The following is a 25,695-nucleotide window of genomic DNA, read 5'->3' as shown; positions in this document are numbered from 1 at the left end:
CCCCGGGCAGAGCGAGAACGTTCCCAGCGCGGAGTCAGACGCGGCGGCGGTAGGCCCACATCGCCAGGGGGAAGAAGACCGCCGTCAGCGCCACCATCCAGATCACCGTCGCCGTCAGCGGCCCGGCGACCGGCCCGCCGAGCATCAGGCCGCGGGCGGTGTCCGCGAGCTGCGTGACCGGGTTGATCTGCACCCACGCCTGCAACCAGCCGGGCATCGTCTCGGTCGGCACGAACACGTTGCTGCCCATCGTCAGCGGGAACATGAACGCCATCGCCACGCCGGGCAGCGCCTGCTGGCTGCGGATCAGCATCCCGAGGAACACCGTGATCCAGCACATCGACAGCGCGAAGGCCAGCGCGACCAGGAACGCGGCGAGCGCCTGCAGCGGCCCGGTCTCGATGCGGAAGCCCATCAGCGTCGCCACGCCCAGCAGCACCGCGACGGACACGACGTAGCGCACGATGTCGCCGAACACGGCACCGATCAGCGGGGCGGACCGGGCGATCGGCAGGCTGCGGAAGCGGTCGAACACGCCCTTGTTGATGTCGGTGTTGAGCTGCATCCCGGTGCCGAGGCTGCCGAAGATCATGTTCATGGCCATCACGCCCGGCAGCGTCTGCTGCAGGTAGGCGCCGGTGTCCTGGGCGATCGCGCCGCCGAACAGGTACACGAACATCACCAGGAACAGGATCGGCTGCAGCGTGACGTCGAGCAGCCCCTCCGGCGACTTGCGGATCTTGAGCACGCTGCGCCCGGCCAGCGTCAGGCCGTGCCGCACGGTGCGCAGCGGTCCGATGCGCTCCCGCGGCGGCGGGGACACCGGCGTCGAGTCGGTGGAACGTTCGAGGGTGCTGGTCATGCCGCGGCCTCCTCTTCGGCGGATTTCCCGGTCAGCGCGAGGAACGCCTCGTCGAGGCTGGGCAGTCGCAGGGCGAGCTCGTCGGCGGTGATCCCCGCGTCGTCGAGCCTGCGCACCAGGGTCGACAGCAGCACCGGGTCGTCCACCGGCGCGGTGATCAGGCCGCCCTCGTCGTGGGTGGCGGGCTGCGTCCCGGTGAGCTCGGCGACGATGCGCCGCACCTCGGGCACGTCCTCGGCACCGCTGGGGCGCACCTGCAGGGTCTGCTTGCCGGTGCGGCGCTTGAGCTCGTCGGCGCGGCCTTCGGCGACGACGCGGCCGTGGTCGATGACGCTGATCCGGTCCGCGAGCTGGTCGGCCTCCTCCAGGTACTGCGTGGTCAGCAGCACCGTCACGCCTTCACCGGTGAGCGCGGTGACCATGTCCCACACCTGGTTGCGGCTGCGCGGGTCGAGGCCGGTCGTGGGCTCGTCCAGGTACAGCACCTCCGGCCTCCCGACGAGGCTCGCGGCCAGGTCCAGCCGCCTGCGCATGCCGCCGGAGTACGTCTTGACGGCCCGGCCGCCGGCGTCGGTGAGGCCGAACCGCTCCAGCAGTTCCACCGCGCGCGCCCGCGCGTCCCGCCGGGACAGCTCCAGCAGCCTGCCGATGAGCACCAGGTTCTCCACCCCGGTGAGCTCCTCGTCCACCGACGCGTACTGCCCGGTGAGCCCGATCCTGCCGCGCACCGCCACCGCTTCGCGGTGCAGGTCGCGACCGGCGATCGTGGCGCGCCCCTCGTCGGGCCGCAGCAGCGTGGCCAGGATGCGCACCGCGGTCGTCTTGCCCGCCCCGTTCGGCCCGAGCACCCCGAGGACGGAGCCGGTGGGCGCGGCCAGGTCGATCCCGTCCAGCGCGGTCGTCGCGCCGAAGCGTTTCACCAGGCCTTCCGCCTGGATCGCGTAGGACATGCCGCCTCCTTGATTCGCTATGCTCCCCACCATCGGGGGTATCGCTGGCAGGCCGCGCACAGCGCGCTGACGGCCCGCGTGAGCCGCACGACACCGGGGGTGCTGGATGGACACGGCAGTGGCCGAACCCGAGATCGAATCCACGCCCCGCAGGCGCAAGAGCGGCTTCGTGACCGCGCTGTTCCTGCTGGCCGTGCTCGGTACGGCGTGCTGGGCCGCGCCCGCGCTGCTGGGTTTCGACACGGCGAACCGCTACACGATCGCGCTGGTCGCGACCTTGCAGTACGCCGTGCCGGTCGGGTCGGTGCTGACGGTGCTGGGCCTGGCCCTGCGGCGGTGGTTGACCACGCTCGTCGTCGGCCTGCTGACGGTGGTGCTGGCGATCCTGGTGCTCCCCAGGGCGATCCCGGATTCGCCGACGCCGGTGCAAGGTTCACCGCTGCGGGTGCTGTCGGTCAACTTGTTTTTCGGGCGGGCGCAAGCGGATCGCGTCGTGGACCTGGTGCGCGACGGCAGGATCGACGTGCTGAGCCTCCAGGAGCTCACTCCGGATGCCGTCGCCGAGCTGGACCGGGCGGGCCTCGCGGAGCTGCTGCCGCACCGGGTGCTGCACAGCGGTCCGCAGGCGGACGGCACGGGGATCGCTTCGCGGTATCCGCTGCGGGAGCTCGCGCTGGTGCCGCCGACGTCGCTGGCCCAGCCGTCCGCGCTGATCGACCTGCCGGGGCCGCGCGACGTGGAGTTCGTCGCGGTGCACCCGATCTACCCGATGGGTGCGGACACCGCCGACGGCTGGTTGCGCGAGCTCACCGCGTTGCCGCGGCCGGGCGGCGCGGCGCGGGTGCTGGCGGGGGATTTCAACGCGACGCTGGACCACTCGCCGCTGCGCGCGCTGCTGGGCGGCGGGTACGCCGACGCCGCCGAGGTCACCGGCGGCGGCCTCACCCCGACCTGGGGCACCGGGTGGATGCCGCGCGCCACCATCGATCACGTGCTGACCAGCGAAGGTCTGGTGACGCAGGACTACGCGGTGCTCGACGTGCCCGGTAGCGATCACCGCGCGATCCGAGCCCACGTCGTGATCCCGAACTGAGCTCGCGTGATCGGGTTCCCGATCGCTCGTCCCCGGGGCGAATCGAATTCTCGCGAAATCGCCGCTGATCACGCGGATCCTGAGCTCGACGGGGCAGGGGGCGAGCCCGTTGCGCAGCGGGAGCGGTGACCGGGTTCGCCCGTGGCGATCGTCCGGCAGGTGAACCCGCGCTCAGAGGAGCGCGTCGATGGCGCGCAGCGCGGTCAGCGAGCCTTCCGGGATCGAGACGCCGCGGCCGTGGCGGACCTCCGGCTCCCGGGGGTTGATGCGGATCAGAGCACCGGAGGCGGCCGAGGCCAGTTCCGCGTGCCTGCGCACCGTCGGCACCGCCGTCCCCGCGCCGAGCTCCACCACCACTAGCCGGGCCGCCCGCAGCGACCGCCGCCACGCCTGCAGCTCGTCCAGCCGGGGCTGCGCGTGGCCGGGCACCCAGCCCCGGTCGCCGAACATCAGGATGTTCGGCCGCGCCGTCCCGCCGCAGTTCCGGCAGCCGGGCAGCGGCGACCGCGCGCGCATCGTCGCCGCGTCGACGCGCACCGAGACGTCGTCGGCCGGCCACACGTCGTCGGTGCACGGCTCCAGGCACTGCAGGTGGTGGATGCTGCCGTGGCACTCGGCGACGTGCTCCGGCGCGAAACCCGCCACCTGGAACTGGCCGTCGACGTTCGAGGTGAACACCCGCGCCCCGCGCGGCATCCGCTCCGCCCAGCGCCGCAGGACCTCGAAGCCCTCGTGCGGCACCGTCTCCCGGTACAGCCCGAGCCGGTGCCCGTAGAACCCCCAGGCCAGCTCGGGGTCCTCCGCGAAGTGCACCGGGTCGGCGACCTCCGCGAAGCTCAGCCCGAGCCGCTCGTACGGCGGGTAGGCCCGCCAGAAGCCGGTGTCGCCGCGGAAGTCGGGCAGGCCGGAGTCGACGCCCAGCCCGGCTCCGGCGCACACCAGCAGCGCCTCCGCCTCGAAGATCAACTTCGCGGCGGCGGCGGATTCCGAACTCACCGTCCGGTGCTCCTCATCGTTCGTCCCGGCGGGCGCCGCGCCCGCCTGCTCGGCCGGCGCGGTGCTCACCTGGTCCGGACGCGTCACGCGTCCTTGTGCTTCTCCTGCACGACCTCGAACTCCAGCAGGTTCGAGCCGGTGGCGACCGTGTTCTTGTGCTCGCCGGTGTGCGCGGCCTTCGCCGGGCCCTGCGCCCAGTTCTGGAAGTCCTCCTCGGACTCCCACTTCGTGTAGACGAAGTACCTGTTGTCGCCCTGGACGGGACGCAGCAGCTCGAAACCGAGGAAACCGGGGGAATCCTCGACCGAGCCGTGCCGACCGGCGAACCGCTTCTCCAGCTCGGGGCCGGAGCCCTCGGGGACCTCGATCGCATTGATCTTCACAACAGCCATGTACCCAGCCTACGGATACCGCCCGGAGGTGACGAGCAGCGCGACGGCGGTCCACCGGTCGGGACGCGCCCGGCTCACAACTCGATCTGCGGGTGCAGCCTGCCGATCGTCCACGTCCGATGCCGCAGCACCACCAGCGACGTGATCAGCAGGAACCCGACCAGCACGCCGCCCAGCACGATCGCGTCCCAGATCAGGTGCCGCTGCTCCCCGCCGGTGAACGCCACCCGCAGCCCGTCGACGAGGTAGCTCATCGGCAGCGCCGAGTGCATCGCCTGGATCGGCGCCGGAGCGGTCTCCAGCGGGTACAGCCCGCCGGAAGCGGTGATCTGCACCAGCAGCAGCGCCAGCGACACCAGTCCGCCGACCGCGCCGAACGCGGCGCGCAGGAAGTGGTTGATCGCGGTGAACGCGGCGGCCCCCAACGCGGTCAACCCGACCGCCGCGGGCAGGTCCACCGGATCCAGCCCCAGCGTCAGGTCCATCGCGCCGAGCAGCACCAGGCCACCGATCACGCCCAGCGCCGCCGCCGGGAGCCAGCCGCCGATCGCGACCGACAGCGGATTCGTGCGCCCGCCCAGCGCGCGCTGGTTCAACGGCGTGAACAGCAGGTACGCGAACAACCCGAACACCCACAGCGCGATCGCGAAGAACAACGGCGCCACCCCGCGGCCGTACACGTCGGCGGAGTTCAGCGTGGTGGCCCGGACCACCGACGGCGTGCCCAGCTCGGAGGAGGCCCGCGCGACCTCCGTCGGACCGGCCGGGGGCATCCGGTCGAGGCTGTCCCGCACTTGATCGGCGAGCCGCCGCGCACCGTCGTTGAGCTGGCCCGAACTCGTCTGGGCCACCCCGATGTTGGCGACCAGCGTGTTCACGCCGTGAGTGAGTCCGTTGACGCCGCCGGTGAGTTCCGCGGAGCCCAGCCGCAGCCGGGTCGCGGGCTCGTCGATGTCGCTGACGTCCTGCTGCAGCGGCTCCAGCTCGTCGCGCAGCGCCAGCGCCCGGTCCTGCGTGTCGGCGGCGCTGCCCAGCGCGTCCGTCGCCGCGTCGTGGACGGTGGTCGTGGTGGCGGCGAGCCGGCGCGCGTCGTCCAGCGCGGACCGGTACAGCGGATCGCCGCGCAGCTCGGGATGCCGGTTCGCGAGCTGCGCCAACGTCCCCGCCGAACGCCCCGCCTGGCTCTGCGCCGCCGCCGTGCCGCCGGTGATCGTGTTGAGGTCGCGCACCGCCGCACCGCTGGTGTCCAGCAGCGCCTCCGAGGTGGCGGGCAGCCGCCGCCCGGTGAACTCGGTGATCGACGACAGCCGCTGGTCGAGCTGCGCGGAGGCGCCCGCGATGTCGCGCACCCCGCCGGACACCCGGCCGGTGCCGTCCCGCACGCCGGTGAGCCCCCGCGCCAGCGCCCCCGTGCTCTGCTTGCTCAACTGGGTGCCCTGCACCAGCTGCTCGGAGATCTCCGAGGCGGTGCCGAGCTTGCCGCGGACCTCGCCGAGATCTCCGTACAACCCCCGCGCGTAGGCGGCGTAGGCGGCGGCGTTGATCTGGTTCTGCAGTTCGTAGCGCGCCGTGTCGGCCATGATCCCCGCCAGGTGACCGTTGGCGTCGTTCCTGGTCAGCAGCACCGCCGGACGTTGCGGGGCGCTGCGCGTCGAGTTCGCGAGCCGGGTGCTGAAGTCCTGCGGGACCTGGATGGTGAAGTAGTAGCGGCCCTCTTCCAGCCCGCTGCGGGCGGTGTTCGCGTCGACGAAGTGCCACTGGAACGTGTCGGTCGTGCGCAGCTGCTGCACGAACTGCTCGCCCGCGTTGACCTGCTCGCCGTTGTGGTCGGCGGGCCGATCGGAGTTGACCACCGCGACCGGCACCGCCGACATCCGGCCGAAGGGGTCCCAGTTCGACCACAGCAGCAGCGCCCCGTACAGCAGCGGGATGAGGATCAGCACCGCCGGTGCGAACCTGCGCCACGGGCCGCGGAACCGGCGCAGCTCCAGCCAGGCGAGGTAGATCGCCTTCATCGGACGTCCTCGTTGGCGGCGCTGCTGAACAGCGGCAGGCCGGTGGTGTCGTCGCCGAAGTCGACGATGTTGTACGGCAACCGGATCAGCACGTCCGCTTCGGAGGTGGGCTCGGTCGAGCTGGCCAGGACGGTGATGCCCGTGTCGGCCACGGCCCGCAGCGCCGACCACACCCGGTTGCGCCCGGAGGGCAGCAGTCCGGCGACGACGTCGTCGACCAGGATCCCCGGTGGTTCACCGGCGGTGGCCAGCGCGATCGCCAGCAGCAGCCGGTCGTCCGGGTACAGCTCGTCGATCAGCGCGGCGCGGTCCACGTCCAGGCCGAGCGCCGCCATCGCCCGGTCCACGGCCCGCGCGGTGACCCGCGCGGTGACCCGGCGTTCGCGGATGGCTTCGCGGACTCGCAGCCTGCCCTCCAGCTCGAACCCGGGGGAGAGCCGGGCGGGGATGATGGCCCGCCGCACCAGGCTCGCGCGGCGCGGGGCGTCGTCGATCTCGATGCGCCCCGCGACGATCTTCAACCTGCCCGACAGCGCGAGCAGCAGCGAGGTGCGGCCGGTGCCGCCTTCCCCGAGGACCACCGCGAGTTCGCCCGGGTACACGCGCGCGTCGACGTTCTCGAAGACGATGCCCTCCGGGCCGGTGGCGGTGATCCCGCGCGCCACGATGCTCACACCGTCGACATCCATCTCGCTCCTCACACCGCGTGACAGGCTGCCGGTCCAAAGTGGCCCCTCACCTGGGCAAGAGCAACTCGGGCGGATACCCGCTGTAGTCCACTGTGGATGGAGTGAGTGCGCTGGTCGACGGGCTGGAACAGCCGTGTCGCGCAGGGGCGGGGAGGTGGCTTCGGATCACCCGTTCCGGGGCTTGATCAGCGGATCCGCGTCAGCGCGAGACGAGGACCTCCGACTCGCCGCTGCGGGAATCGAGCACCGCGACCTCGGACACCGCCGCCCGCACCGGGGAGGTCGAGCGCAACGCGGCGAACCCGGCCGTGAGCTGCTCCCCGCTCAGCACCGGGGTGAGCGCGCAGTGCGGGATCCAGGCGCCGGGGAAGTGGTACGCCGACGGGTTCGTCACCTTGCCCGCCAGCACGTCGTGCACCGCCGAGTGCACCGCCAGCAGCTCCGCGTCCACCACGGCGGTCAGCAGCAGCACCGCGTCCTCGCCGGGGAACGTGCCCAGCGTGTAGAACCACAGGTCCGGGAGGAACAGCGCGGCGAGCTCCGAGCGCAACGCCTTGCGGGTGCCCGACGGGATCGCGCTCGCCGCGGCCAGCGCCACGCTCGGCCGCCCCGCGGTCACCGGAACTCCCGCCGCGGCCACGGAGTCGCGCAGCGCGACCAGCCTGGTCTCGGTCGCGTCGTCGAAGAACACGGTCAGCGTCTGCGCCACGGGTCCCTTCCGTTCGAGCCGGGCCGGTCAGTGCTCGCCGGGCAGGGCGAACCGGCCGTCCGCGGTCTGCTCCAGCAACCCGTCCACCAGCAGCGAATCCAGGCAGCGGTCGCGCTGCCCGGCGTCGGACCACACGGCGTCGAGGAGGTCGCGCGCCACCGGTCCTTCCGAGCCGCGCAGCACGTCGAGCAGCTTGCCGCGCACCTGCCGGTCGGTCCCGGCGAACTTCTGCACCTTCTTCGGCGGCCCCGCGTACGCCGGCCGACCGGCGTGCTGCCACGCGCAGTCCGCCGCGATCGGGCAGCGCTCGCACGCGGGGGAGCGGACCGTGCACACCACTTGCCCGAGTTCCATGAGCGCCGCGGACAGCCGTGCCGCGCTGGTGTCGTCGGTGGGCAGCAGCGCGTCCACATCGGCCAGGTCGCGCTTGGTCGAGGGCGGTCCCGCGTCGCCCGCGCCGTGCACCGCGCGGGCCACGACGCGGCGGACGTTCGTGTCCACCACCGGAGCGCGCCTGCCGTAGGCGAACGCCGCCACCGCCCGCGCCGTGTAGGCGCCGATGCCCGGCAGCGCCAGCAGGGTGTCCACATCGGACGGAACGACGTCGCCGTGCTCGGCCGCGATCGCGCCCGCCGCCTCGTGCAGCCGCAGCGCCCGGCGCGGGTAGCCGAGCTTGCCCCAGGCGCGCAGCACTTCGGCCTGCGAAGCGGCGGCGAGGTCGGACGGCCGCGGCCAGCGCGCCATCCACTCCTGCCAGATCGGCGCGACCCGGTTGACCGGGGTCTGCTGCAGCATGGTCTCGCTGACCAGCACGCCCCAGCCGGTGACGCCGGCCGCGCGCCACGGCAGCGGGCGGGCAACGGCTGCGAACCAGTCGATCAGTTCGGTGGGGTCCCAGGCGTTCGTCGTCATCTCGGCTCCGATCCTGCCAGCCCGCGACCGGACCGGTACCGGCACCCTCAGGCCTGCGCAAGATCACTCGAAGGGGCTACGGGGAGCCACTGATCATCCGGATCAATGCACCTGATCGGGTGCGCTCGCGTTGGGCTTTTCGGCGGTATCGCCGGGTTAGTGTCGGATCGTGCTGGACCCCATCGGACCGCTTCCCCGCGAGGTGTACTGGCGGCGCCGCGCCTTGGCGATCGGCGTGATCTTGCTGGTCATCGCCCTGGTGCTGTGGGGGGTCGCCGTCCTGGCCGGCGCCCTGGCTCCGGAGCGCAACACCGCCGAGCCCGCCCCGCAGGCCGCGCCCTCGCCGGCGCAGCCGCACGGCGCCCCGGCTCCCGCCGCCGCACCGCCCCCTCCGCCGCCGTGCGCCGACCAGGACCTGCGGCTCGCCGCCGAGCCGGTCGACGCCACCTACCCGGCGGGGGAGCCGATCGCGCTGCGCATGATCCTCACCAACGCGAGCTCGAAGCCCTGCGTGCGGGACACCAACCGCACGCTCCGCGAAATCGTCGTGTCCACATCGGACGGAACCCGGTTCTGGTCGAGCAACGACTGCCAGGTCGAAACCACCAACGAGACCCCGCTGCTCGAACCGGGGGAGTCGGTCCGCAACGAGATCGAGTGGACCGGAGCCGCCTCCACCCGCGATGCCACCCCGAAGCAGTGCGCCGCCGAGCACGACACCGCCGTCGCCGGCGACTACGTCGTCGGAGCCCGACTGGAAGGCCTGATCAGCCAACCGGTCCCGTTCAAGATCACCGGCTGACGCGGCGACCGCTCCGCACCCCGCGCACGAGGGCGATCAGATGTAGTGGTCGGTGGTGGAGGCGTCGGCGAGCCGGATGAGGGCGTCGCGGATCAGGCGAGCGCGGGCCTCATCGACGTGCTCCACCGCGCACAGCTGCGCCACGTCGGCCGCCAGCAGCGCTCGCAGCGAACCGAACTCGGCCACGAGCTGCCTGCGCACCACCGCCGGGAGCCGCGGAACCCGCGCCAGCAGCCGGTAGCCGCGCGGATGCAACTGCTCCTCCAGGTCCTCGGTCCCGCCCGGGTAGCCGAAGGCCTGGGCCACGGCCGTCAGGTCCAGCAGCGCCGTCGCGTCCAGCTTCGCCAGCGCCGCGTCGACCTGCTCCGTGGTGGGCACCCCGCCCGCCGTCGGCAGGTACTCCTGCACGACCAGTTCCCGGTCCACGTCGATGCCGCCCACCAGTTCGTCCAGCTGCAGTTCGATGAGGCGGCCGTCGCGGCCCAGCTCGATCACGGCGCCCTCGATCTCGTCGGAGATGCGGCGCACCATCTCCAGCCGCTGCACCACGGTCATCGCGTCCCGCAGCGTCACCGAGTCCACGACCTCCAGCGCGGACAGCGCGTGCGTCACCTCGGCGAGCCGCGCGGTGTAGCGCTCCAGCGTGGCCAGCGCCTGGTTCGCGCGGGAGAGGATCTCCGGTGAACCGGACAGCACGTGCCGGTGGCCGTGGATGTACACGCTGATCAGGCTCATGGACTGGCTCACCGAGACGACCGGGTGGCCGGTGTGGATGGCGGTGCGTTCCGCGGTGCGGTGCCGGGTGCCGGACTCGTCGGTGGGGATCGTCGGGTCCGGGACCAGCTGCACGTTGGCGCGCAGGATGCGCGTCGCATCCGTGGACAGCACCACGGCACCGTCCATCTTGGACAACTCGCGGAGCCGGGTGGCGCTGAACTCCACGTCCAGCCGGAAACCGCCGTCGCAGATCGACTCCACCGTCCGGTCGTGGCCCAGCACGACCAGCCCACCGGTGCGCCCGCGCAGGATGCGCTCCAACGCGTCGCGCAGCGCGGTGCCGGGCGCCAACCACGCCAGCGTGGCGCGCCACTGCTCGGGATGGACGCTCTCCGCCACCTGCCCCCTCCCGGGCTCGGGGATCAGCGGGACCGCAGCGACTTCAGCGCGGTCTGCAGATCCGGCACCACGGTCGCCTTGATACCGGCGGGAAGTCTGCCCGAGTCCGGCGGCACCAGCGCGCGGTCGAAGCCCAGTCGCGCCGCCTCCGCGAGGCGTCGTCCCACCGCGCTCACCCGGCGGATCTCCCCGGCCAGCCCGACCTCGCCGATCACCACCATGTTCGGCGGCAGCGGCACGTCCAGCGAGGACGACGCGATGGCCAGCGCCACGGCGAGGTCCGCCGCGGGCTCGGTGACCTTCATGCCGCCGACCGTCGCGGCGAACACCTCCTTCTCCCCGGTGCGGATCCGGCCGCGCTTGTCCAGCACCGCCAGCGTCATCGACACCCGGGCCGAGTCCAGCCCGCTGACCGCGCGGCGGGGGATCTGCATCTGCGTCGGAGCGACCAGCGCCTGCACTTCGGCCAGCAGCGGGCGCTTGCCCTCGACCATCACGGTGACCGCGGTGCCCGGCACCGCAGCCTCCTGCCGGTTCAGGAACAGGCCGGACGGATCGGTGACCTCCGCGATGCCGTCGTCGCGCTGTTCGAAGCAGCCGACCTCGTCGGCCGGGCCGAACCGGTTCTTGATGCCGCGCAGCATCCGCAGCGAGGAATGCCGGTCGCCCTCGAAGTTGAGCACCACGTCCACCAGGTGCTCCAGCGCGCGCGGCCCGGCGACGGCGCCGTCCTTGGTCACGTGCCCCACCAGGACCACCGGCAACCCGCGTTCCTTCGCCAACGCCACCAGTCCGGAGGTGACCGCTCGCACCTGGGTGACCCCGCCTGGCGTGCCGTCCACGTCCGGGCTCTGCACGGTCTGCACCGAGTCCACGATCAGCAACCCCGGCTTGATCGCCTCGACGTGGCCGAGCACGGCGGACAGGTCGTTCTCCGAACCGAGGAACAGCTCCGGGTCCAGCGAGTCGGTGCGTTCCGCGCGCAACCGCACCTGACCGGCCGATTCCTCGCCGGTGATGTACAGCGACGGGCCGCCGGTGCGAGCCGCGGCCCAGCGGTGCGCCACCTCCAGCAGCAGGGTCGACTTGCCGACACCGGGCTCACCGGCGAGCAACATCACCGCGCCGGGCACGATGCCACCGCCGAGCACCCGGTCCAGCTCCGCGATGCCCGTCGGCACCGCCCGCGCCGAGTCGAGGTCGACCTCGCCGATCGGGCGGGCGGAGGTCGACGGCGTCGCCGGGGCCATCTTCGCGAGCGCGGGCTTGGCCGGAGCGGCCTCGTCCATCGTGTTCCACTCGTGGCACTTCGGGCAGCGGCCGACCCACTTCGCGACCTCGTGACCGCATTCGGCGCAGCGGAAGGCGGGCCGGGCGGCGCGGGTGTTCTTGGGAGGCACGATCGCGAGGCTATCCGGCAGCCCTGACGCGCCACGGTCCGACACACGCCCGCGTGTCGGACCACGGCTCCGACCTGCCGGAACGGGCCCGAACATGCCGAAGGCCGCCCGAAGGCGGCCTTGGCTTCGACGGCGGAGCGCCGGAGATCAGTGGTGCGATTCCTCGCCACCGGTGTCGGGGCGCGGAGTCGAGTCCTCGCCGATCGGCACCTGCACGGTCAGCGGACCGGCCTTCTCGAACACGAAGGTCACCGGGATCGTCACGCCGGGCGTGATGTCCTGGGTGAGGCCCTTCAGCGTGATCGAGACCTCGCGCTGCTGGGTGCCGCCCGCCTGGACCTCGTCCGCGCCGTAGGCGTGCAGCGCGGTCCGCGAGGGCAGCGTCCGCTCCTTGCCGACCTCGACCGAGCCAGCGTAGGTGCTGTTGACCTGCACGAGGCGGTCCAGCTCGCCGGTGTCGTTGATCAGCACGCCCGCGAGCGGGGCGGACGAACCGGCGGGGTAGCGGGCCCCGCTTTCGGGGAAGGACAGCGTCGCGTTGCGGACGCCGATGCCGTTGGCATCGCCGCTGCCGCCTGGGACGGCGGCGACCTGCGTGTCGGTCTCGGTGACCTGACCCGCGCTGCAGCCGGCGAGTGCGACGACGGCACCCAGGCCGAGGGCGGCCGAGGTCAACCGCACGCGAAAGGTGTGGTGCTGAGGGCGGCTCACGGTGGCAGTGTCCTTCCTGATAGCCGGACGACCGCGATGGAGCTTAGTGGTCCGGTTCTCGTGACCAGTAGGCAGACCCCACATCGGTTCCCGATCCCGCGTCGTGAACCGTGTTCGGAGGGTGTCCACAGTGGATCAAATGGGGGCGCCGACTACCCTCCGAATGCATGTCCGGAGGCTGTTTGTCAACCCCCGATCGCGTCCTGACCTGCGACGACACGCGGGAGCCGGTCGAGGCTCGGTTGCCGCGCATGCTAAGCTGGGCACAGCGAAAGGGGCAGAGGACACATGGTTTTCAAGGTCGGAGAGACCGTCGTCTACCCGCATCACGGCGCCGCGCTCATCGAAGCAATCGAGACCCGTGTGATCAAGGGCGAGGAGAAGCAGTACCTCGTCCTCAAGGTCGCGCAGGGTGATTTGACCGTTCGTGTTCCCGCTGACAACGCCGAGATCGTCGGTGTTCGGGACGTCGTCGGTCAAGAGGGTCTCGATCGCGTCTTCGATGTGCTGCGTGCCCCGCATACCGAGGAACCGACGAACTGGTCCCGGCGGTTCAAGGCCAACGTGGAGAAGCTCGCCTCCGGCGATGTGAACAAGGTGGCCGAAGTGGTGCGCGACCTCTGGCGGCGCGAGAAGGACCGTGGCCTGTCCGCGGGTGAAAAGCGCATGTTGGCCAAGGCGAGGCACATACTGGTCAGCGAATTGGCGCTGGCCGAAGGAACCGACGAGGGCAAGGCCGAGTCCCTGCTGGACGAAGTTCTCGCCACGGCTGTGTGATCGGCGGGTCCTGCTCAACGTGAAAGTGGTGGCCCTCGTTCCGGCCGCCGGGCGCGGTGTGCGCCTCGGGGCCGGAATGCCGAAAGCACTGGTCCCGGTTTCGGGCGAGTCTTTGCTGGTGCGCGCGGTCCGCGGTCTGCTGGACTCCGGCCGCGTGCACCACGTGGTCGTCGCGGCCCCGCCGGACCAGGTGGAGGTCGTGGAACGCGACCTCGGCGAGTTCGACCCGGCCGTGGTGCACGTGGTGCCCGGTGGCGCGGACCGCACCGAGTCGGTCCGGCTCGCGCTCGCGGTCGCCGAGCGAGTGGTGCCCGATGCCGATGTGGTGCTCGTGCACGACGCGGCGCGCGCGTTCACCCCGGCCGTCGTGATCACCGACGTGGTCGACGCCGTGCGCGGTGGTGCTTCCGCGGTGATCCCCGTGCTCCCCGTCGCCGACACGATCAAACAGGTCGATGCGGGCGGTGCGGTCACCGCCACCGTCGACCGCTCGCAGCTGCGCAGCGTCCAAACCCCGCAAGGCTTCAGCCTCGACGTGCTGCGCGCCGCCTACGACGCGGCGGGCGACGCCGCCACCGACGACGCCGGGCTCGTCGAACGGATCGGTGGCGAGGTGCGCACCGTGCCCGGCCACCCGCACGCGTTGAAGATCACCACCGCGTTCGACTTGGCGGTCGCCGAGTCGGTGCTGGCCGTCGAACCGATCGGAGAACCCCGGTGACCGCACCACTGCCGAAGATCGGGCAGGGCGTCGACGTGCACCCCGTGGAAGCCGGCCGAGAGTGCTGGATCGCCGGGCTGCTGTGGCCCGGAGTCGACGGGTGCAGCGGGCACTCCGACGGCGACGTCGCCTCGCACGCGCTGTGCGACGCGCTGCTCTCGGCGGCGGGCCTCGGCGACCTGGGCGCCGTGTTCGGCACCGGGGACGACCGGTGGGCCGGGGCGCACGGCGCGGAGCTGCTCACCGAAGTGCTCTCCCGGATCACCGCGGCCGGATACCAGGTCGGCAACGCGACGGTCCAGGTCATCGGCAACGCCCCGCGCATCGGCAAGCGCCGGGACGAGGCGCAGCGGGTGCTCTCCGAGGTGCTCGGGGCCCCGGTGTCGGTGTCCGGCACGACCAGTGACGGGCTCGGGCTGACCGGGCGCGGGGAGGGCATCGCCGCGGTGGCCACCGCATTGCTCTTCTCGGTGGCTTGACCTGCGGGTTCGGTTAATTCTGCGCCACCGGGGGGATAAGTCAGGGAAAGCTCGGGGTGCGCACCCTGGCCGTGGCGCTCACCTGGGGTCATGCTCGACCCATGGTGATCGAACGTAATCGTTGGGTGCGCAGGACCGTGGTCGGTCAGCCCTTGATCGCTTGGCCCTGCTCGCTGCTGCTGTGGGCGGGTGGCGGCCCCGCCGCGCTCAGCCTCGCCGCCGTCGTCCTTTGGATCAGCACCGCCTCGTGCGTGTTCGGCATCGTCGCGCCGATGTACCGGGACGACACCAGCCACTGCTGATCGATCGCGGCGTGAGATCGGCCGCGATCTGCGGACCGTTCCGGCCGTGGCCAGTACGGTGGGTTCCGTGAGCTTGCGCGCGGTGTTCTTCGACTACTCCGGCACGTTGTTCCGCTTGGAACAGGACGAGACCTGGTTGGCCGGGCTCACCGACGGCAGCGGGGACCTGCTGGACCTGGAGGCGCAGACGGAACTGCTGCGCAGGCTCACCGCGCCGACCGGCAACTCGGTGCGGATGGAACCGGAGTTCCGGGACGCCTGGGACCAGCGCGACCTCGACCCCGCGATGCACCGCAAGTCGAACCTCGAGGTGCTGCGGTTGTCCGGGGTCGGCACCGCGGAGCAGGCCGAGGCGCTCTACGGCCGGCTCGTCGACCCGCTTTCCTGGACCCCCTACCCCGACACCGCCCAGGTGCTGCGCGAGCTGCGCGAAGCGGGCGTGCTGATCGGCGTGATCAGCAACATCGCGTTCGACATCCGCCCGGCGTTCGCCGAGCTCGGTGTGCTGGACCTGGTCGACGAGTACCTCATGTCCTACGTCGAAGGCGTGATCAAGCCGGATCCGAAGCTGTTCCTGCGCGCCTGCGAGCGGATCGGCGTGGCGCCGGAGGAGGCGCTCATGATCGGCGACAGCGAGGAGGCCGACGGCGGGGCCGCCGCGGTCGGATGCGCGGTGTCCATCGTGGAACCGCTGCCCACCGCGCAACGGCCGGACGCGCTGCTCGCGGCGGTCGCCGAGCACGGCGTGCTGCCCGCGCCCGCGACCGAGGCATGATCCGCTGAGGACCCGCTGGCCGAACGTCGTGCCAGGGCGGCGGCTCCGCCGCCGGCAAGACGCGGAACGAGCGCCGCGCCGTAGGGCCCCCGCCCCATGAGCCGTTCGATCGGGAGAGCGCCGCTCGCCAAGCCTTGACGAGAAGCCCCCTGTCGTGGTTCACGATCGAGGTACCCCCGTACCATCGAGGCGTGAGCCTGCACCTGCATGACACCGCGACCCGCACGACGCGCGAATTCCACCCGCGCTGCGACGGAGTGGCGTCGATCTACGTCTGTGGGGCCACCGTGCAGGGCGTGCCGCACATCGGGCACGTGCGCAGCGGGCTCAACTTCGACGTGCTGCGCCGCTGGCTGCTGCACACCGGCTACGACGTGCGGCTGGTCCGCAACGTCACGGACATCGACGACAAGATCATCAAGAAGGCCGATGAGGCGGGCCGCCCCTGGTGGGAGTGGGCCGCCACGCACGAGCGCGCCTTCGAGAAGGCCTACGACCAGCTCGGCTGCCTCCCGCCGTCGGCGCTGCCGCGCGCGACCGGGCACATCGGCCAGATGGTGGAGCTGATCCAGCGGCTCGTCGACAAGGGCCACGCCTACTGCGCGGGCGGCGACGTGTACTTCTCCGTCGGCTCCTTCAGCGAGTCCTACGGGAGGTTGTCCGGCCAGCGCCTCGACGAAGTGCAGCAGGGCGAGACCGCGGTCGGCGGCAAGCGCGACCCGCGGGACTTCACGCTGTGGAAAGCCGCGAAGCCCGGCGAGCCGAGCTGGCCGACGCCGTGGGGCGACGGTCGCCCCGGCTGGCACCTGGAGTGCTCGGCGATGGCCACCTACTACCTGGGCGGCGAGTTCGACATCCACGGCGGCGGCCTGGACCTGGTGTTCCCGCACCACGAGAACGAACTCGCGCAGTCCAACGCCGCCGGCGACCCCTTCGCGCGGTACTGGCTGCACAACGCCTGGGTGACCATGAGCGGCGAGAAGATGTCGAAGTCGCTCGGCAACACCATGAGCATTCCCGCGGTGCTGCAGCGCGCCCGCGCCGGCGAGCTGCGCTACTACCTGGTCGGCCCGCACTACCGCTCGACCTTGGAGTTCTCCGAGGAAGCGCTGCAGGAAGCGGTGGCGACCTACCGGCGCATCGAATCCTTCGTGCGCCGCGTCGCCCAACGCACCGGCGGCGTGGAGCACGGCGAGGTGCGCCCCGAGTTCGCGGCGGCGATGGACGACGACCTGTCCACCCCGCAGGCGCTCGCGGCCGTGCACACCACGATCCGCGAGGGCAACGCCGCGCTCGACACCGGTGACGACCAGGCCGCGCGCACCGCCGCGGCCTCGGTGCGCACCATGACCGATGTGCTCGGCCTGGACCCCCTCGCCCCGCAGTGGGCCGAGGAATCAGGTGCCGACGACGCCGCGCGCCGGGCACTGACAGAGCTGGTGGACGGCCTGCTGGAGCAGCGGCAGAAGGCTCGGGCGGAGCGCGACTTCGCCACCGCCGACCTGCTGCGGGACCGGCTGCTGGCTTCCGGCGTCGCCGTCGAGGACACACCCGACGGTCCGTTGTGGACACTCAAGGACGGGTGACGAACGTTGGCAGGCAACGACAAGCGCCGTGGGGCGACCCGCAAGCCGGGCTCGAAGAAGGGCATGGTGAAGGGCTCCGGCGGCCAGCGTCGAAAAGGACTCGAAGGCAGGGGCCCGACGCCGAAGGCCCAGGACCGCGTCCCGCACCCCGCGAAGAAGCGGGCCGACGCGGCCAAGGCGAAGGCCGAGCAGCAGAACCGCAGGCAACGCGAGCAGCGTGAACTGCCGGAACTGGTCGCCGGTCGCAACCCGGTCGCCGAATGCCTCCGCGCCGGCGTCCCGGCCACCGGGCTGTACGTGGCGCAGGGCATCGACACCGACGACCGGGTCAAGGACGCCGTGCGCAACGCGTCCGACAAGGGCATCTCGGTGGTCGACGTGCCGCGCACCGAGCTGGACCGGATCACCGGCGGCGCGCTGCACCAAGGCATCGCCCTGCAGGTGCCGCCGTACAAGTACGCGCACCCGGAGGACGTGCTCACCCACGCCCAGGACTCCGGCATGCCGCCGCTGCTGGTGGCGCTGGACGGGGTGACCGACCCGCGCAACCTCGGCGCGGTGATCCGCTCGGCCGCGGCCTTCGGCGCGCACGGCGTGATCCTTCCGCAGCGGCGCAGCGCCGGGATCACCGCCGTCGCGTGGCGCACCAGCGCGGGCACGGCGGCGCAGCTGCCGGTGGCGATGGCGGTGAACCTGACCCGGACGCTCAAGGACCTCAAATCCGAGGGCCTGATGGTCGTGGGGCTCGACGCCGACTCCGACATCACTTCCGACGAGCTGGAGCTGGCGACGGGACCGCTGGTCGTCGTGGTCGGTTCGGAAGGGCGCGGTCTGTCCCGGCTGGTGCGGGACACCTGCGACCAGACGGTGTCCATCCCGATGGCCGGGCAGGTGGAGTCGCTCAACGCCTCCGTCGCGGCAGGGGTCGTGCTGTCCGAAGTAGCCCGCCGCCGCCGCACGAGGTCTGTTGCTCGGTGATCTCGCCCGGTCGTTCTGCTCGGGTGTCCGGGTGGCGGAACCTCAGCGTCCTTCTCGCTGCGGGATCTTTTTCCCGAGTGGCTCCGCCACGAGGGAAATAGGTGTCCTCACGAGAAGGACGCTGAGAACCCGCGGGTGAGCGGCTTTTCGACGTGGGCTATGCGCTTCGCGCATATTCGACGGTGACGTCGACGTTGGTTCAGGAGGTCACTTCTGGGCTTGGCCCAGGGTGGTGTCGATGGTGAGGGAGGCCGCGACCACGAGGCTGATCAGCGGGTCCGGTAGTGGGCGGTGCAGCTGCAGGACGTAGTTGTCGGCCGTGGTGAACATGGCCTTGCCCAGGCCCTGCCAGGTCTTGCTGATCTGGCCGATGTGCTCGTCCTGCGCGTCGAGGACCTCGAAGTCCCAGGCGCGCAGGTTCTGGGCGGTGATGCCGCCGATGCGCCGGCCGTCGACCTCGAAGGCGAACCGCGGCTTCCCGAAGGCGTTCTCCATCCGGATGTCGCCGACCGGGGCCCCGTCTGGGCGCTGGACGTGCATGGTCGACTTCCACATCGTCGCCGGCCGGTTCATGGTGAGCACCGGCGCACCCCGGGCGTCGCGGATCTCCAGCCGCACCGTCATCAGGGCGTCGAGCTTGGTGAACAGCCGCAGCGCCTTCTGCGCGCCGCTCTGCCCCGTCTGCACCACCGAGCCGAGTTGCCCGCCGTGCTGGTCGTAGACGGCGTACTCGTTGGCCACCTCGATCAGCTTCGCCTTCTGGTTGACCACCAGCACGGGCTCGCTGAACAGGGTGCCGCCGCCACCGGACACGGTTCCGCCGACTCCGGCCTGCTGTTGCGCCTGGTGGAGGACGGAGTCGGAGTCCCCGGTGCCACCGAGGGCCAGTTCGATGGGTGAGGCGTCGCCCTGGCCGCCTCCCGCCGGTCGTGCGCCCGGGTGCGGTGCCGGTCGCGGCGGTTGCGGCGGCCGTGCGGGCTGGACGTGCTGGGTCCACTGCCTGCCGTCCCACCAGCGCACGTAGCGCGGGTCGGCTTGGTCCGGGTACCAGCCCGGCGGGGGCGGAGCGGTCATGAACTCCAGAGTAGGAAACCGGACCGGTCCGCGTAGGCGGTTCGAGCTGAACCATTCGCGGCAAGTGCGGTGCACCGCTCGGCTAGGCTCCGAACCCGACACGATCGGGAGGCCAGGGCCTCCCAGCACCGCGAGGCCCATCACCGATGTACTTTTCGACTCCGCTGTTCCTCTGGTACTTCCTGCCGTTAGTGCTGATCGCGGTGCTCGTCGCACCCCGAGCCGCGCGCAACGCGATCGTGGCGATCGCGAGCCTGGTGTTCTACGCCAGCGGAGCGGGCGGCACGACGCTGCTGCTGCTGGCGTGCATCGTGGTGAACTTCTTCGCCGGGCGCTCCCTCGAACCCGACGAGTGGGAGCGGCGACCGCACCGCAGGACGCTGCTGATCGGCGCGGTCTCCTTCAACCTGCTGATCCTGGTGGTGTGGAAGTACGCGGGATTCGCCACCGAGCAGCTCGCGACGCTGGGCCGGTGGTTCGGCGGTGACTTCCCGGTGCTGCAACTGGCGCTGCCGATCGGGATCTCCTTCTACACGTTCCACCACATCTCCTACGTCGTGGACGTGTACCGCGGCGAGCGGCCCGCGCTGCGCGACCCCGTTGCCTTCGTCACCTACATCGCGATGTTCCCGCAGCTGGTGGCCGGACCGATCGTGCGCTACCGGGAGATCGCCGACCAGCTGCCGCAGCCCCGCACGCACCGGCTCGACGACATCGCCGCCGGGTTCCCCCGGTTCGCGTGGGGGCTGACGAAGAAGGTCGTCGTCGCCGACACGCTCGCGCCCATGGTCGACGCCTGCTTCGCGACCCCGGCGAGCGACATGAGCTTCGCCGTGGCCTGGCTCGGTGCCATCGGCTACACGGTGCAGCTGTACTTCGACTTCTCCGGCTACTCCGACATGGCGATCGGGCTGGGCCGGATGCTGGGGTTCCGGCTGCCGGAGAACTTCGCCCGCCCCTACTCCTCGGTGACGGTCACCGAGTTCTGGCGGCGCTGGCACATGTCGCTGTCGCGCTGGTTCCGCGACTACGTCTACATCCCGCTCGGCGGCAACCGCCGCGGCACCGGACGCACCTACCTGAACCTCACGATCATCTTCGTGCTCACCGGTTTCTGGCACGGTGCCGCGTGGACGTACCTGGTGTGGGGCCTGTTCCACGGCGCGCTGCTGGTGATCGAACGCGCGACCGGGTACGACTCCGCTCCGGCGGGCCGCTGGGCGCTGCTCGGGAGGCGGGTCTCGACCCTGCTGCTGGTCGTCGTGGGCTGGGTGTTCTTCCGCGCGCCGGACGTCGGCACGGCGTTCACGATGATCGGGCACATGCTGCTACCGGACCTGTCCGGGCTCACCGACATCGTCGCCGCTTCCGTGACGAACCAGCGGGTGTTCTTCCTGCTGGTGGCGCTCGTCGTGGTGGCGCTGCCCGCGTCGACCGGCACCGGCCCGTTCCTGGAGTCGGTCCGCTCCCGCTCCGCCAACGCCCTGCGCATCGGGGTCATGACCGCGGGCCTCGCCTACTCGGGCCTGCTCGTCGCCACCGGTTCGTTCAGCCCGTTCCTGTACTACCAGTTCTGAGCCCGGCCACTCGCTTCGGCGTGAGCCGCGTGGAGGGAGTGCTGGTGGCCACCTCCTGGTGGAACCGGGTACGGGTGGATGGGGGTCCGGCTAACGTGAGCGGCGTGTCCAGGACGGAACCCACGGAGTTACCTGCGGTCCACGAGTCGTGGTTGCCGCGCGAGCACCCGATGCACCGGCCGCGGCACGGCAGGCGGCAGCTCACGGCGCTGGTGTGCGCGCTGCTGTTCCTCACCGCGCCCGCGACGACCTGGGTGTTCGGGGCGCGGGCCGAGCAGTTGGAGAACCGGCCGCTCGCCGAGTTCCCCGGCATCACCGAGGGCTGGGGGTTCCTCACCGGGCTGAGCCCGTGGGCCGCCGAGAACCTGCCGTTCCGCGGGCAGGCGGTGCGGTCCGTGCACGGCATCAGCCAGGGCGTGTTCGGGGAGCAGGCGCGGCTGGAATCGGGGACGCACAGCTCGCCGGTCGGCACCGGCAGCGATCAGCAGCAGCCGCGTCCGCCGCTGAACGAGGACGTGTTCCCCAAGGTCATCGAGGGCAAGGCGGGCTGGCTCTACCTCGGGCACGACGTGGCGTACCCGTGCACGCCGAAGCGGAACCTGGACGAGGTGATCTCGGGGTTGCGGCGGTGGCGCAGCGTCGTCGAAGCGTCCGGGCGGGAGTTCCAGCTGGTCATCGCGCCGGACAAGTCGACGATGTACCCGGCGAACCTGCCGGAGAACTACGCGGGCGAGGACTGCTCGTCGCAGGCCCGGCAGGAGTTCTGGCGGCGGCTGCCGGCCGCGACCGCCGCGGTGGACATGCGGGAACCGCTGCTGGAGGCCGCCGACCGCAACGGGCGGGCGATCTACCACGACATCGACACGCACTGGACCCACGAAGGCGGCATCACGATGGTCTACCAGCTCGCCGAACGGCTGCGGCCGGGCAGCACGGCGGGCTGGAAACTGCTGCCGAGCAGGGAATATCCGCACTCCGCCGACATCCCCGACCAGCTCGGGCAGAGCCGCACCGTGCCGATCCGGGCGTACTCGCTGGCCCCCGACGGAGGCGCCGACAACACGCGGTTCCGGCCCAGCGACTTCCACGAGCCGCTGCGTCTGGAGTCGGCGCCGAAACCGGGCATGGTCGACGTGCCGACCCGGATGGTGGGCGACTCGTTCACCCAGTTCGCCAGCCCGTACCTCGCCGCGACGTTCGCCGACCTCGCGATCGTGCACCCGGAGGAGATCGCGAAGCGACCGCAGGAGACGGGGGCGCTGCTCGCCGAGGGGGACGTGGTGACCTTCGAACTCTCCGAGCGGTTCGTCTCCGGCGGGCGCTACGACCTGCTCGACCCGGCCGTGGCCGATCAGGTCGGTGCGATCCTCGCCGCCGACCCGCGCTGACGGCGCCCTCCTGCTCCGGGCGGAGTGAACGGACCGTTGGTCCAACGGGATGGGACGAACGGTCCGTTCACTCCGAAACGTCGGTGCCCGGCGGTGGGCGGGGCTCAGGCCGCGGTGGGTGCCGGGGTGCGGGAGGCGCGGCGGAGGCGGACGGTGCCGACGGCGCGGCAGACCAGGTAGATCACGAACGACAGGATCGTCACGAAGGCGCTCACCGGGGCACCGGGCGCCAACGACAGCACGATGCCGCCCAGCACCGCCACCTCGGCGAACACCACCGCGAGCACCGTGGACAGCAGCGGGCTCGCGGTGATCCGCGCCGCCGCCGCACCGGGCGTCACCATCAGCGCCAGCACCAGCAGCGCGCCCACCGTGTACACGCCGAGCGCGGTCGCCACCCCGACCAGCACCGCGAACAGCGGGGTGAGCAGCCGAGCGGGCACCCCGCGCGCCGCCGCGACATCGGGGTCGACGCTAGCGAACAGCAGCGGCCGGTACACCACGGCGAGCACCACCAGCACCACCGCCGCGCTGCCCGTCAGCAGCGCCACGTCGGCCGAGTCGACGCCGACGATCTGGCCGATGAGCAGGCTGAACTTGTTCGCGGTGCGTTCCGGGTTCATCCACAGCAGCAGCACGCCGAGGCCGAGGCCGAACGACAGGATCGCGCCGATCACCGAGTCCCGCTCACCGCCGCGCTGACCGAGGAAGCCGAGCAGCAGCGCGGCGACCACCGCGCCGCCGAGCGCGCCCACCCCGACGCTCGCGCCGAACAGCAGCGCCGCCGCCGCGCCCGTGAACGCGAGCTCCGCGGTGCCGTGCACGGCGAACGACATCTTCCGCGCCACCACCAGCGGCGCCAGCGCGCCCGAGACCAGGCCCAGCGCCGCCGCCGCCAGCAGCGCCTGCTGCACGAACGGGTAGCCGAGCAGGTCGGCCGTGAGCTCGAAGTCGAAGAACCGGCCGAGGGCGTCGGTCAGGGTGCTCATGAGGTCTCCCCGGCGCAGTGGTGGTGATCGACTTCATCGGTGCCGGTGACGACGAGCCTGCCGCCGACCCGCGCCACCTCGACGTCGGAGCGGTACAGCTCCGAGAGCGTCGCCGACGTCATCACCTCGTCCGGGGTGCCGATCCGGAACCGGCCGTCGACCAGGTACAGGATCCGGTCGACCAGCGGCAGCACCGGGTTGATCTCGTGCGTCACGAACAGCACCGCGGCGTCGGTCTCCTTGGCCTGGCGAGCGATCAGCCTGCTCACGTTGCGCTGGTGCGCGATGTCCAAGGACAGCAACGGCTCGTCGCACAGCAGCACGTCCGGCTCGCCGACCAGCGCCTGCGCCACCCGGAGCCGCTGCTGCTCGCCGCCGGAGAGCAGACCGAGCGGCATCCGCGCGTACTCGGCGGCCTCCACCGATCGCAACGCCTGCTCGACGCGCTGCTTGCGCTCCTTGCGCCGCCGGAAGCCCACGCCCCAGTGGTGCCCGTCCAGGCCGAGCCCCACCAGGTCGCTGCCGCGGACGGTCAGCGTCGGGTCCACCGAGCGCTGCTGCGGGATGTACCCGATGCGGGAGCTGCCGCGCCGGACCGGTTCGCCCGCGACGCGGACCTCACCACCGCTGAGCGGCTGCAAGCCGAGCAGCACGCGCAGCAGGCTCGTCTTGCCGGAGCCGTTCGGGCCCAGCACGGCCAGGAACTCACCGGGGCGCACGTCCAGGTCGAGCCGATCCCACAGAACTCGGGAACCGTAGGCGAGGCTGGCTTCGCGCAGCCGGACCGCCGGGTCGCGGCCGGAGGTGGCCGGAATGCTGCGGTCCGGTGCTGCGGTGTCGGTGCTGGGTTCCACGGTGGCTCTCGGATCAGTGGTGGGGTGCGGGTCGTTCGGGGCGCGGCGCCGGGCCCGGCCCCGGTGGCCGCCCTCGGGCGGCCCACCGGGGGCCGGATCAGGGGCGACCGGCCAGCGCCGCTTGCAGCGCCGAGATCTGACCGTCCATCCACCGCACGTAGTCCTGATCCTGCGGCAGGGTCTCGGTCATCTCGACGACCGGGGTCTGATTCTGCTCCGCGCTCTTGCGGACGGATTCGGTGACCGGGGATTCGGTCTGCGGGTTGTAGATCACCGCTGCGGCCTGCCGGGAGTTCACCGCGTTCTGGATCTCCGCGACGGCGGCGGCGGCCGGGTCGTTGCCCGCTTCGACGGAGTTCACGAACGACGGCGGCGTGATGTCGGTGAGCCCGGCGGCCTCCACGAGGTAGTGCGCCACGGGCTCGGTGACGATGACCTTCTTGCCGCGCTCGCTGGCCGCGATCTGGTCGACCCGGCCTTCCAGGCCGCCGATCTGCTCGCCGAACCGCGCGGCGTTGTCGCGGAACTCCTGGGCCCGCTCGGGCTGGATCTTGCCGAGCTCCTCGGCGACGCGGTCGGCGGTCTCGCGGACGACGTGCAGGTCGTACCAGACGTGCTCGTTCACCGAGTGGTCGTGCCCGGCGTGCTCGTCGGAGTGCCCGGGAGCTTCGGCGGGTTCGCTCCCGTGCTCGTGCTCGTGGCCCGCTGCGGGTTCTTCCGCGTGCTCGTGCTCGCCCTCGACGGCCTGGACGGTCGGTTTGCCCGCGCCGGTGCCGGTGAGGATCTGCTCGGCGAACTCGTCGTAGCCGCCGCCGTTGAGCAGCACCAGGTCGGCGTCGCCGACCTTCGCCGCGTCCTGCGGGCTGCTCTCGTAGGAGTGCGGGTCCGCCGCCGGATCGTCGATGATCGACTCGACCTCGACGTTCGGGCCGCCGACGGCTCGTGCGACGGAGGCCCAGACGTTCGTGGTGGCCACGACCGTCAGCTGGCCGTCGTCAGCGGCCTGGCCGGAGTCCGTGCCGCCGCAGGCGCTGACGGTCAGCGCGACGGCGGCGAGGCCGGCCAACGCCGTGCCGCCGCGGCGGGCACGTCGGGTGAAGACGGTCATGAACGCACTCCTCGGGGACGCACCATGAGGTGGGGACGTCGGGGCCGGGGGACCGGCGACGACCGCAAACGGAAACCGTTGTCATGTGCAGCGTACGCCGGGCTAGCTGGGCCGAACCACCGAACGGGTGAGCCAACGAGTGTGAACATGACAACGCTTCGCATTATCGCCCGCGGCTTCCTCCGGTCCAGCCGCCCGGCCGAGTCGCCCCCGTCCGAGTGAACGTCCACGCCGCCGCCACGAGGCGAACGGCCCGTTCGGCCAACGGGTATCGGGCGAACGGTCCGTTCACCCGGAACGAGGCCGTGCCGCCGCCGGGCAAGCGCGCTCCGGCGGGATCGGGTGGGAGTGAACGGCCCGTTCGACCAACGAGATCGGACAGGCGGTCCGTTCACTCCGAGAACCGGTGGCGGGTGTCCGGCGGGCGGTTCGGGGTGAAC

The 25,695-nt window shown here is 71.7% G+C and carries 26 protein-coding genes; 11 read left to right on the top strand and 15 right to left on the bottom strand.

The genetic code is table 11. The features are described 5' to 3' along the window. Nucleotides 1-34 precede the first annotated feature (34 nt). Together OOZ19_RS26055 and OOZ19_RS26050 are read right to left on the bottom strand one after the other, a co-directional pair. Entirely contained in the window at nt 35-862 is an 828-nt protein-coding gene (locus OOZ19_RS26055) for an ABC transporter permease (RefSeq protein WP_266092797.1), read from the bottom strand. Then, complete coding sequence (locus OOZ19_RS26050) at nt 859-1,812, bottom strand: ATP-binding cassette domain-containing protein (RefSeq protein WP_266092796.1); 954 nt, start codon at nt 1,810-1,812, stop codon at nt 859-861. Before OOZ19_RS26050 ends, OOZ19_RS26055 begins: the two co-directional genes overlap by 4 nt. Nucleotides 1,813-1,918: 106 nt before the next feature. Here OOZ19_RS26050 and OOZ19_RS26045 point away from each other — a divergent pair, with 106 nt between their 5' ends. Then, nucleotides 1,919-2,905: an endonuclease/exonuclease/phosphatase family protein gene (locus OOZ19_RS26045; RefSeq protein ID WP_266092795.1), complete on the top strand. Its 987-nt coding sequence runs from the start codon at nt 1,919-1,921 to the stop codon at nt 2,903-2,905. 171 nt (nt 2,906-3,076) lie between these two features. Here the strand turns inward: OOZ19_RS26045 and OOZ19_RS26040 are convergent, their stop codons facing one another. The 6 genes from OOZ19_RS26040 to OOZ19_RS26015 form a co-directional block, all read right to left on the bottom strand. Beyond that, entirely contained in the window at nt 3,077-3,901 is an 825-nt protein-coding gene (locus OOZ19_RS26040; protein ID WP_266092810.1) for an SIR2 family NAD-dependent protein deacylase, read from the bottom strand. An 83-nt stretch (nt 3,902-3,984) separates the two neighbouring features. After that, on the bottom strand, nt 3,985-4,293 hold the full coding sequence (locus OOZ19_RS26035) for an antibiotic biosynthesis monooxygenase family protein (protein ID WP_266092794.1): 309 nt from the start codon (nt 4,291-4,293) through the stop codon (nt 3,985-3,987). A gap of 74 nt (nt 4,294-4,367) precedes the next feature. Next, nucleotides 4,368-6,308, bottom strand: coding sequence for a YhgE/Pip family protein (locus tag OOZ19_RS26030; protein WP_266092793.1), 1,941 nt, complete (start codon nt 6,306-6,308; stop codon nt 4,368-4,370). Further along, nucleotides 6,305-6,997 carry an ATP-binding cassette domain-containing protein gene (locus OOZ19_RS26025; RefSeq protein WP_266092792.1) on the bottom strand — a complete coding sequence of 231 codons (693 nt, stop codon included), beginning with the start codon at nt 6,995-6,997 and terminating at the stop codon, nt 6,305-6,307. Before OOZ19_RS26025 ends, OOZ19_RS26030 begins: the two co-directional genes overlap by 4 nt. Before the next feature lie 199 nt (nt 6,998-7,196). After that, complete coding sequence (locus OOZ19_RS26020) at nt 7,197-7,706, bottom strand: 2'-5' RNA ligase family protein (RefSeq protein WP_266092791.1); 510 nt, start codon at nt 7,704-7,706, stop codon at nt 7,197-7,199. 27 nt (nt 7,707-7,733) lie between these two features. After that, nucleotides 7,734-8,618: an iron-sulfur binding domain-containing protein gene (locus OOZ19_RS26015; RefSeq protein WP_266092790.1), complete on the bottom strand. Its 885-nt coding sequence runs from the start codon at nt 8,616-8,618 to the stop codon at nt 7,734-7,736. 169 nt (nt 8,619-8,787) lie between these two features. Here OOZ19_RS26015 and OOZ19_RS26010 point away from each other — a divergent pair, with 169 nt between their 5' ends. After that, nucleotides 8,788-9,420: a hypothetical protein gene (locus tag OOZ19_RS26010; protein WP_266092789.1), complete on the top strand. Its 633-nt coding sequence runs from the start codon at nt 8,788-8,790 to the stop codon at nt 9,418-9,420. A gap of 36 nt (nt 9,421-9,456) precedes the next feature. On the opposite strand, the gene disA is transcribed toward OOZ19_RS26010, so the two are convergent. The 3 genes from disA to OOZ19_RS25995 all read right to left on the bottom strand — a co-directional run bounded on the left by disA (nt 9,457) and on the right by OOZ19_RS25995 (nt 12,647). Beyond that, nucleotides 9,457-10,536 (bottom strand): DNA integrity scanning diadenylate cyclase DisA, encoded by a 1,080-nt coding sequence (gene disA, locus OOZ19_RS26005; protein ID WP_266092788.1) that lies wholly within the window; start codon nt 10,534-10,536, stop codon nt 9,457-9,459. 23 nt (nt 10,537-10,559) lie between these two features. Then, on the bottom strand, nt 10,560-11,936 hold the full coding sequence (gene radA, locus OOZ19_RS26000) for a DNA repair protein RadA (RefSeq protein WP_266092787.1): 1,377 nt from the start codon (nt 11,934-11,936) through the stop codon (nt 10,560-10,562). Nucleotides 11,937-12,083: 147 nt separating this feature from the next. Next, nucleotides 12,084-12,647: a copper chaperone PCu(A)C domain-containing protein gene (locus OOZ19_RS25995; RefSeq protein ID WP_266092786.1), complete on the bottom strand. Its 564-nt coding sequence runs from the start codon at nt 12,645-12,647 to the stop codon at nt 12,084-12,086. A gap of 288 nt (nt 12,648-12,935) precedes the next feature. Here OOZ19_RS25995 and OOZ19_RS25990 point away from each other — a divergent pair, with 288 nt between their 5' ends. The 7 genes from OOZ19_RS25990 to rlmB all read left to right on the top strand — a co-directional run bounded on the left by OOZ19_RS25990 (nt 12,936) and on the right by rlmB (nt 18,265). Beyond that, nucleotides 12,936-13,424 carry a CarD family transcriptional regulator gene (locus OOZ19_RS25990; RefSeq protein WP_266092785.1) on the top strand — a complete coding sequence of 163 codons (489 nt, stop codon included), beginning with the start codon at nt 12,936-12,938 and terminating at the stop codon, nt 13,422-13,424. Nucleotides 13,425-13,443: 19 nt separating this feature from the next. Further along, on the top strand, nt 13,444-14,145 hold the full coding sequence (gene ispD / locus OOZ19_RS25985) for a 2-C-methyl-D-erythritol 4-phosphate cytidylyltransferase (protein WP_266092784.1): 702 nt from the start codon (nt 13,444-13,446) through the stop codon (nt 14,143-14,145). Further along, nucleotides 14,142-14,624, top strand: coding sequence for a 2-C-methyl-D-erythritol 2,4-cyclodiphosphate synthase (gene ispF, locus OOZ19_RS25980; protein ID WP_266092783.1), 483 nt, complete (start codon nt 14,142-14,144; stop codon nt 14,622-14,624). The genes ispD and ispF overlap by 4 nt, the downstream gene beginning before the upstream one ends. Nucleotides 14,625-14,725: 101 nt before the next feature. Next, a complete protein-coding gene (locus OOZ19_RS25975) occupies nt 14,726-14,926 on the top strand; it encodes a hypothetical protein (protein WP_266092782.1) in 201 nt (66 codons plus the stop codon). Nucleotides 14,927-14,993: 67 nt separating this feature from the next. Then, nucleotides 14,994-15,701 carry an HAD family hydrolase gene (locus OOZ19_RS25970; protein WP_266092781.1) on the top strand — a complete coding sequence of 236 codons (708 nt, stop codon included), beginning with the start codon at nt 14,994-14,996 and terminating at the stop codon, nt 15,699-15,701. Between the two features lie 191 nt (nt 15,702-15,892). Continuing rightward, nucleotides 15,893-17,287, top strand: a complete 1,395-nt coding sequence (cysS, locus tag OOZ19_RS25965) for a cysteine--tRNA ligase (protein WP_266092780.1) — start codon at nt 15,893-15,895, stop codon at nt 17,285-17,287. A 6-nt stretch (nt 17,288-17,293) separates the two neighbouring features. After that, a complete protein-coding gene (gene rlmB / locus OOZ19_RS25960; protein WP_266092779.1) occupies nt 17,294-18,265 on the top strand; it encodes a 23S rRNA (guanosine(2251)-2'-O)-methyltransferase RlmB in 972 nt (323 codons plus the stop codon). A 207-nt stretch (nt 18,266-18,472) separates the two neighbouring features. On the opposite strand, the gene OOZ19_RS25955 is transcribed toward rlmB, so the two are convergent. Next, nucleotides 18,473-19,339, bottom strand: a complete 867-nt coding sequence (locus tag OOZ19_RS25955) for an LURP-one-related family protein (protein ID WP_266092778.1) — start codon at nt 19,337-19,339, stop codon at nt 18,473-18,475. Between the two features lie 146 nt (nt 19,340-19,485). On the opposite strand from OOZ19_RS25955, the gene OOZ19_RS25950 reads away from it, so the two are divergent. Further along, nucleotides 19,486-20,916 carry an MBOAT family O-acyltransferase gene (locus OOZ19_RS25950; protein WP_266092777.1) on the top strand — a complete coding sequence of 477 codons (1,431 nt, stop codon included), beginning with the start codon at nt 19,486-19,488 and terminating at the stop codon, nt 20,914-20,916. A gap of 104 nt (nt 20,917-21,020) precedes the next feature. Then, a complete protein-coding gene (locus OOZ19_RS25945) occupies nt 21,021-22,304 on the top strand; it encodes an alginate O-acetyltransferase AlgX-related protein (protein WP_266092776.1) in 1,284 nt (427 codons plus the stop codon). A 104-nt stretch (nt 22,305-22,408) separates the two neighbouring features. Here the strand turns inward: OOZ19_RS25945 and OOZ19_RS25940 are convergent, their stop codons facing one another. From OOZ19_RS25940 to OOZ19_RS25930, 3 genes are all read right to left on the bottom strand, one after another. Next, nucleotides 22,409-23,293: a metal ABC transporter permease gene (locus OOZ19_RS25940; protein ID WP_266092775.1), complete on the bottom strand. Its 885-nt coding sequence runs from the start codon at nt 23,291-23,293 to the stop codon at nt 22,409-22,411. Continuing rightward, a complete protein-coding gene (locus tag OOZ19_RS25935; protein ID WP_416309509.1) occupies nt 23,290-24,147 on the bottom strand; it encodes a metal ABC transporter ATP-binding protein in 858 nt (285 codons plus the stop codon). Before OOZ19_RS25935 ends, OOZ19_RS25940 begins: the two co-directional genes overlap by 4 nt. 97 nt (nt 24,148-24,244) lie before the next feature. Continuing rightward, a complete protein-coding gene (locus OOZ19_RS25930; RefSeq protein ID WP_266092774.1) occupies nt 24,245-25,255 on the bottom strand; it encodes a metal ABC transporter solute-binding protein, Zn/Mn family in 1,011 nt (336 codons plus the stop codon). Between the last annotated feature and the right edge of the window lie 440 nt (nt 25,256-25,695).

Source organism: Saccharopolyspora sp. NFXS83, assembly GCF_026241095.1.
Classification (GTDB): Bacteria; Actinomycetota; Actinomycetes; order Mycobacteriales; family Pseudonocardiaceae; genus Saccharopolyspora_C.
This window is presented reverse-complemented; position numbering and strand designations above follow the sequence as displayed.

What these genes read in the sequence shown, in the direction of transcription:
- OOZ19_RS25955 (WP_266092778.1), bottom strand. Translation starts at nt 19,339, where the DNA reads ATGACCGCTCCGCCCCCGCCGGGCTGGTACCCGGACCAAGCCGACCCG.
- OOZ19_RS26015 (WP_266092790.1), bottom strand. Translation starts at nt 8,618, where the DNA reads ATGACGACGAACGCCTGGGACCCCACCGAACTGATCGACTGGTTCGCA.
- OOZ19_RS25990 (WP_266092785.1), top strand. Translation starts at nt 12,936, where the DNA reads ATGGTTTTCAAGGTCGGAGAGACCGTCGTCTACCCGCATCACGGCGCC.
- OOZ19_RS26055 (WP_266092797.1), bottom strand. Translation starts at nt 862, where the DNA reads ATGACCAGCACCCTCGAACGTTCCACCGACTCGACGCCGGTGTCCCCG.
- OOZ19_RS26045 (WP_266092795.1), top strand. Translation starts at nt 1,919, where the DNA reads ATGGACACGGCAGTGGCCGAACCCGAGATCGAATCCACGCCCCGCAGG.
- OOZ19_RS25950 (WP_266092777.1), top strand. Translation starts at nt 19,486, where the DNA reads ATGTACTTTTCGACTCCGCTGTTCCTCTGGTACTTCCTGCCGTTAGTG.
- OOZ19_RS25930 (WP_266092774.1), bottom strand. Translation starts at nt 25,255, where the DNA reads ATGACCGTCTTCACCCGACGTGCCCGCCGCGGCGGCACGGCGTTGGCC.
- OOZ19_RS26030 (WP_266092793.1), bottom strand. Translation starts at nt 6,308, where the DNA reads ATGAAGGCGATCTACCTCGCCTGGCTGGAGCTGCGCCGGTTCCGCGGC.
- OOZ19_RS25940 (WP_266092775.1), bottom strand. Translation starts at nt 23,293, where the DNA reads ATGAGCACCCTGACCGACGCCCTCGGCCGGTTCTTCGACTTCGAGCTC.
- OOZ19_RS26025 (WP_266092792.1), bottom strand. Translation starts at nt 6,997, where the DNA reads ATGGATGTCGACGGTGTGAGCATCGTGGCGCGCGGGATCACCGCCACC.
- OOZ19_RS26050 (WP_266092796.1), bottom strand. Translation starts at nt 1,812, where the DNA reads ATGTCCTACGCGATCCAGGCGGAAGGCCTGGTGAAACGCTTCGGCGCG.
- OOZ19_RS26035 (WP_266092794.1), bottom strand. Translation starts at nt 4,293, where the DNA reads ATGGCTGTTGTGAAGATCAATGCGATCGAGGTCCCCGAGGGCTCCGGC.
- OOZ19_RS25975 (WP_266092782.1), top strand. Translation starts at nt 14,726, where the DNA reads ATGGTGATCGAACGTAATCGTTGGGTGCGCAGGACCGTGGTCGGTCAG.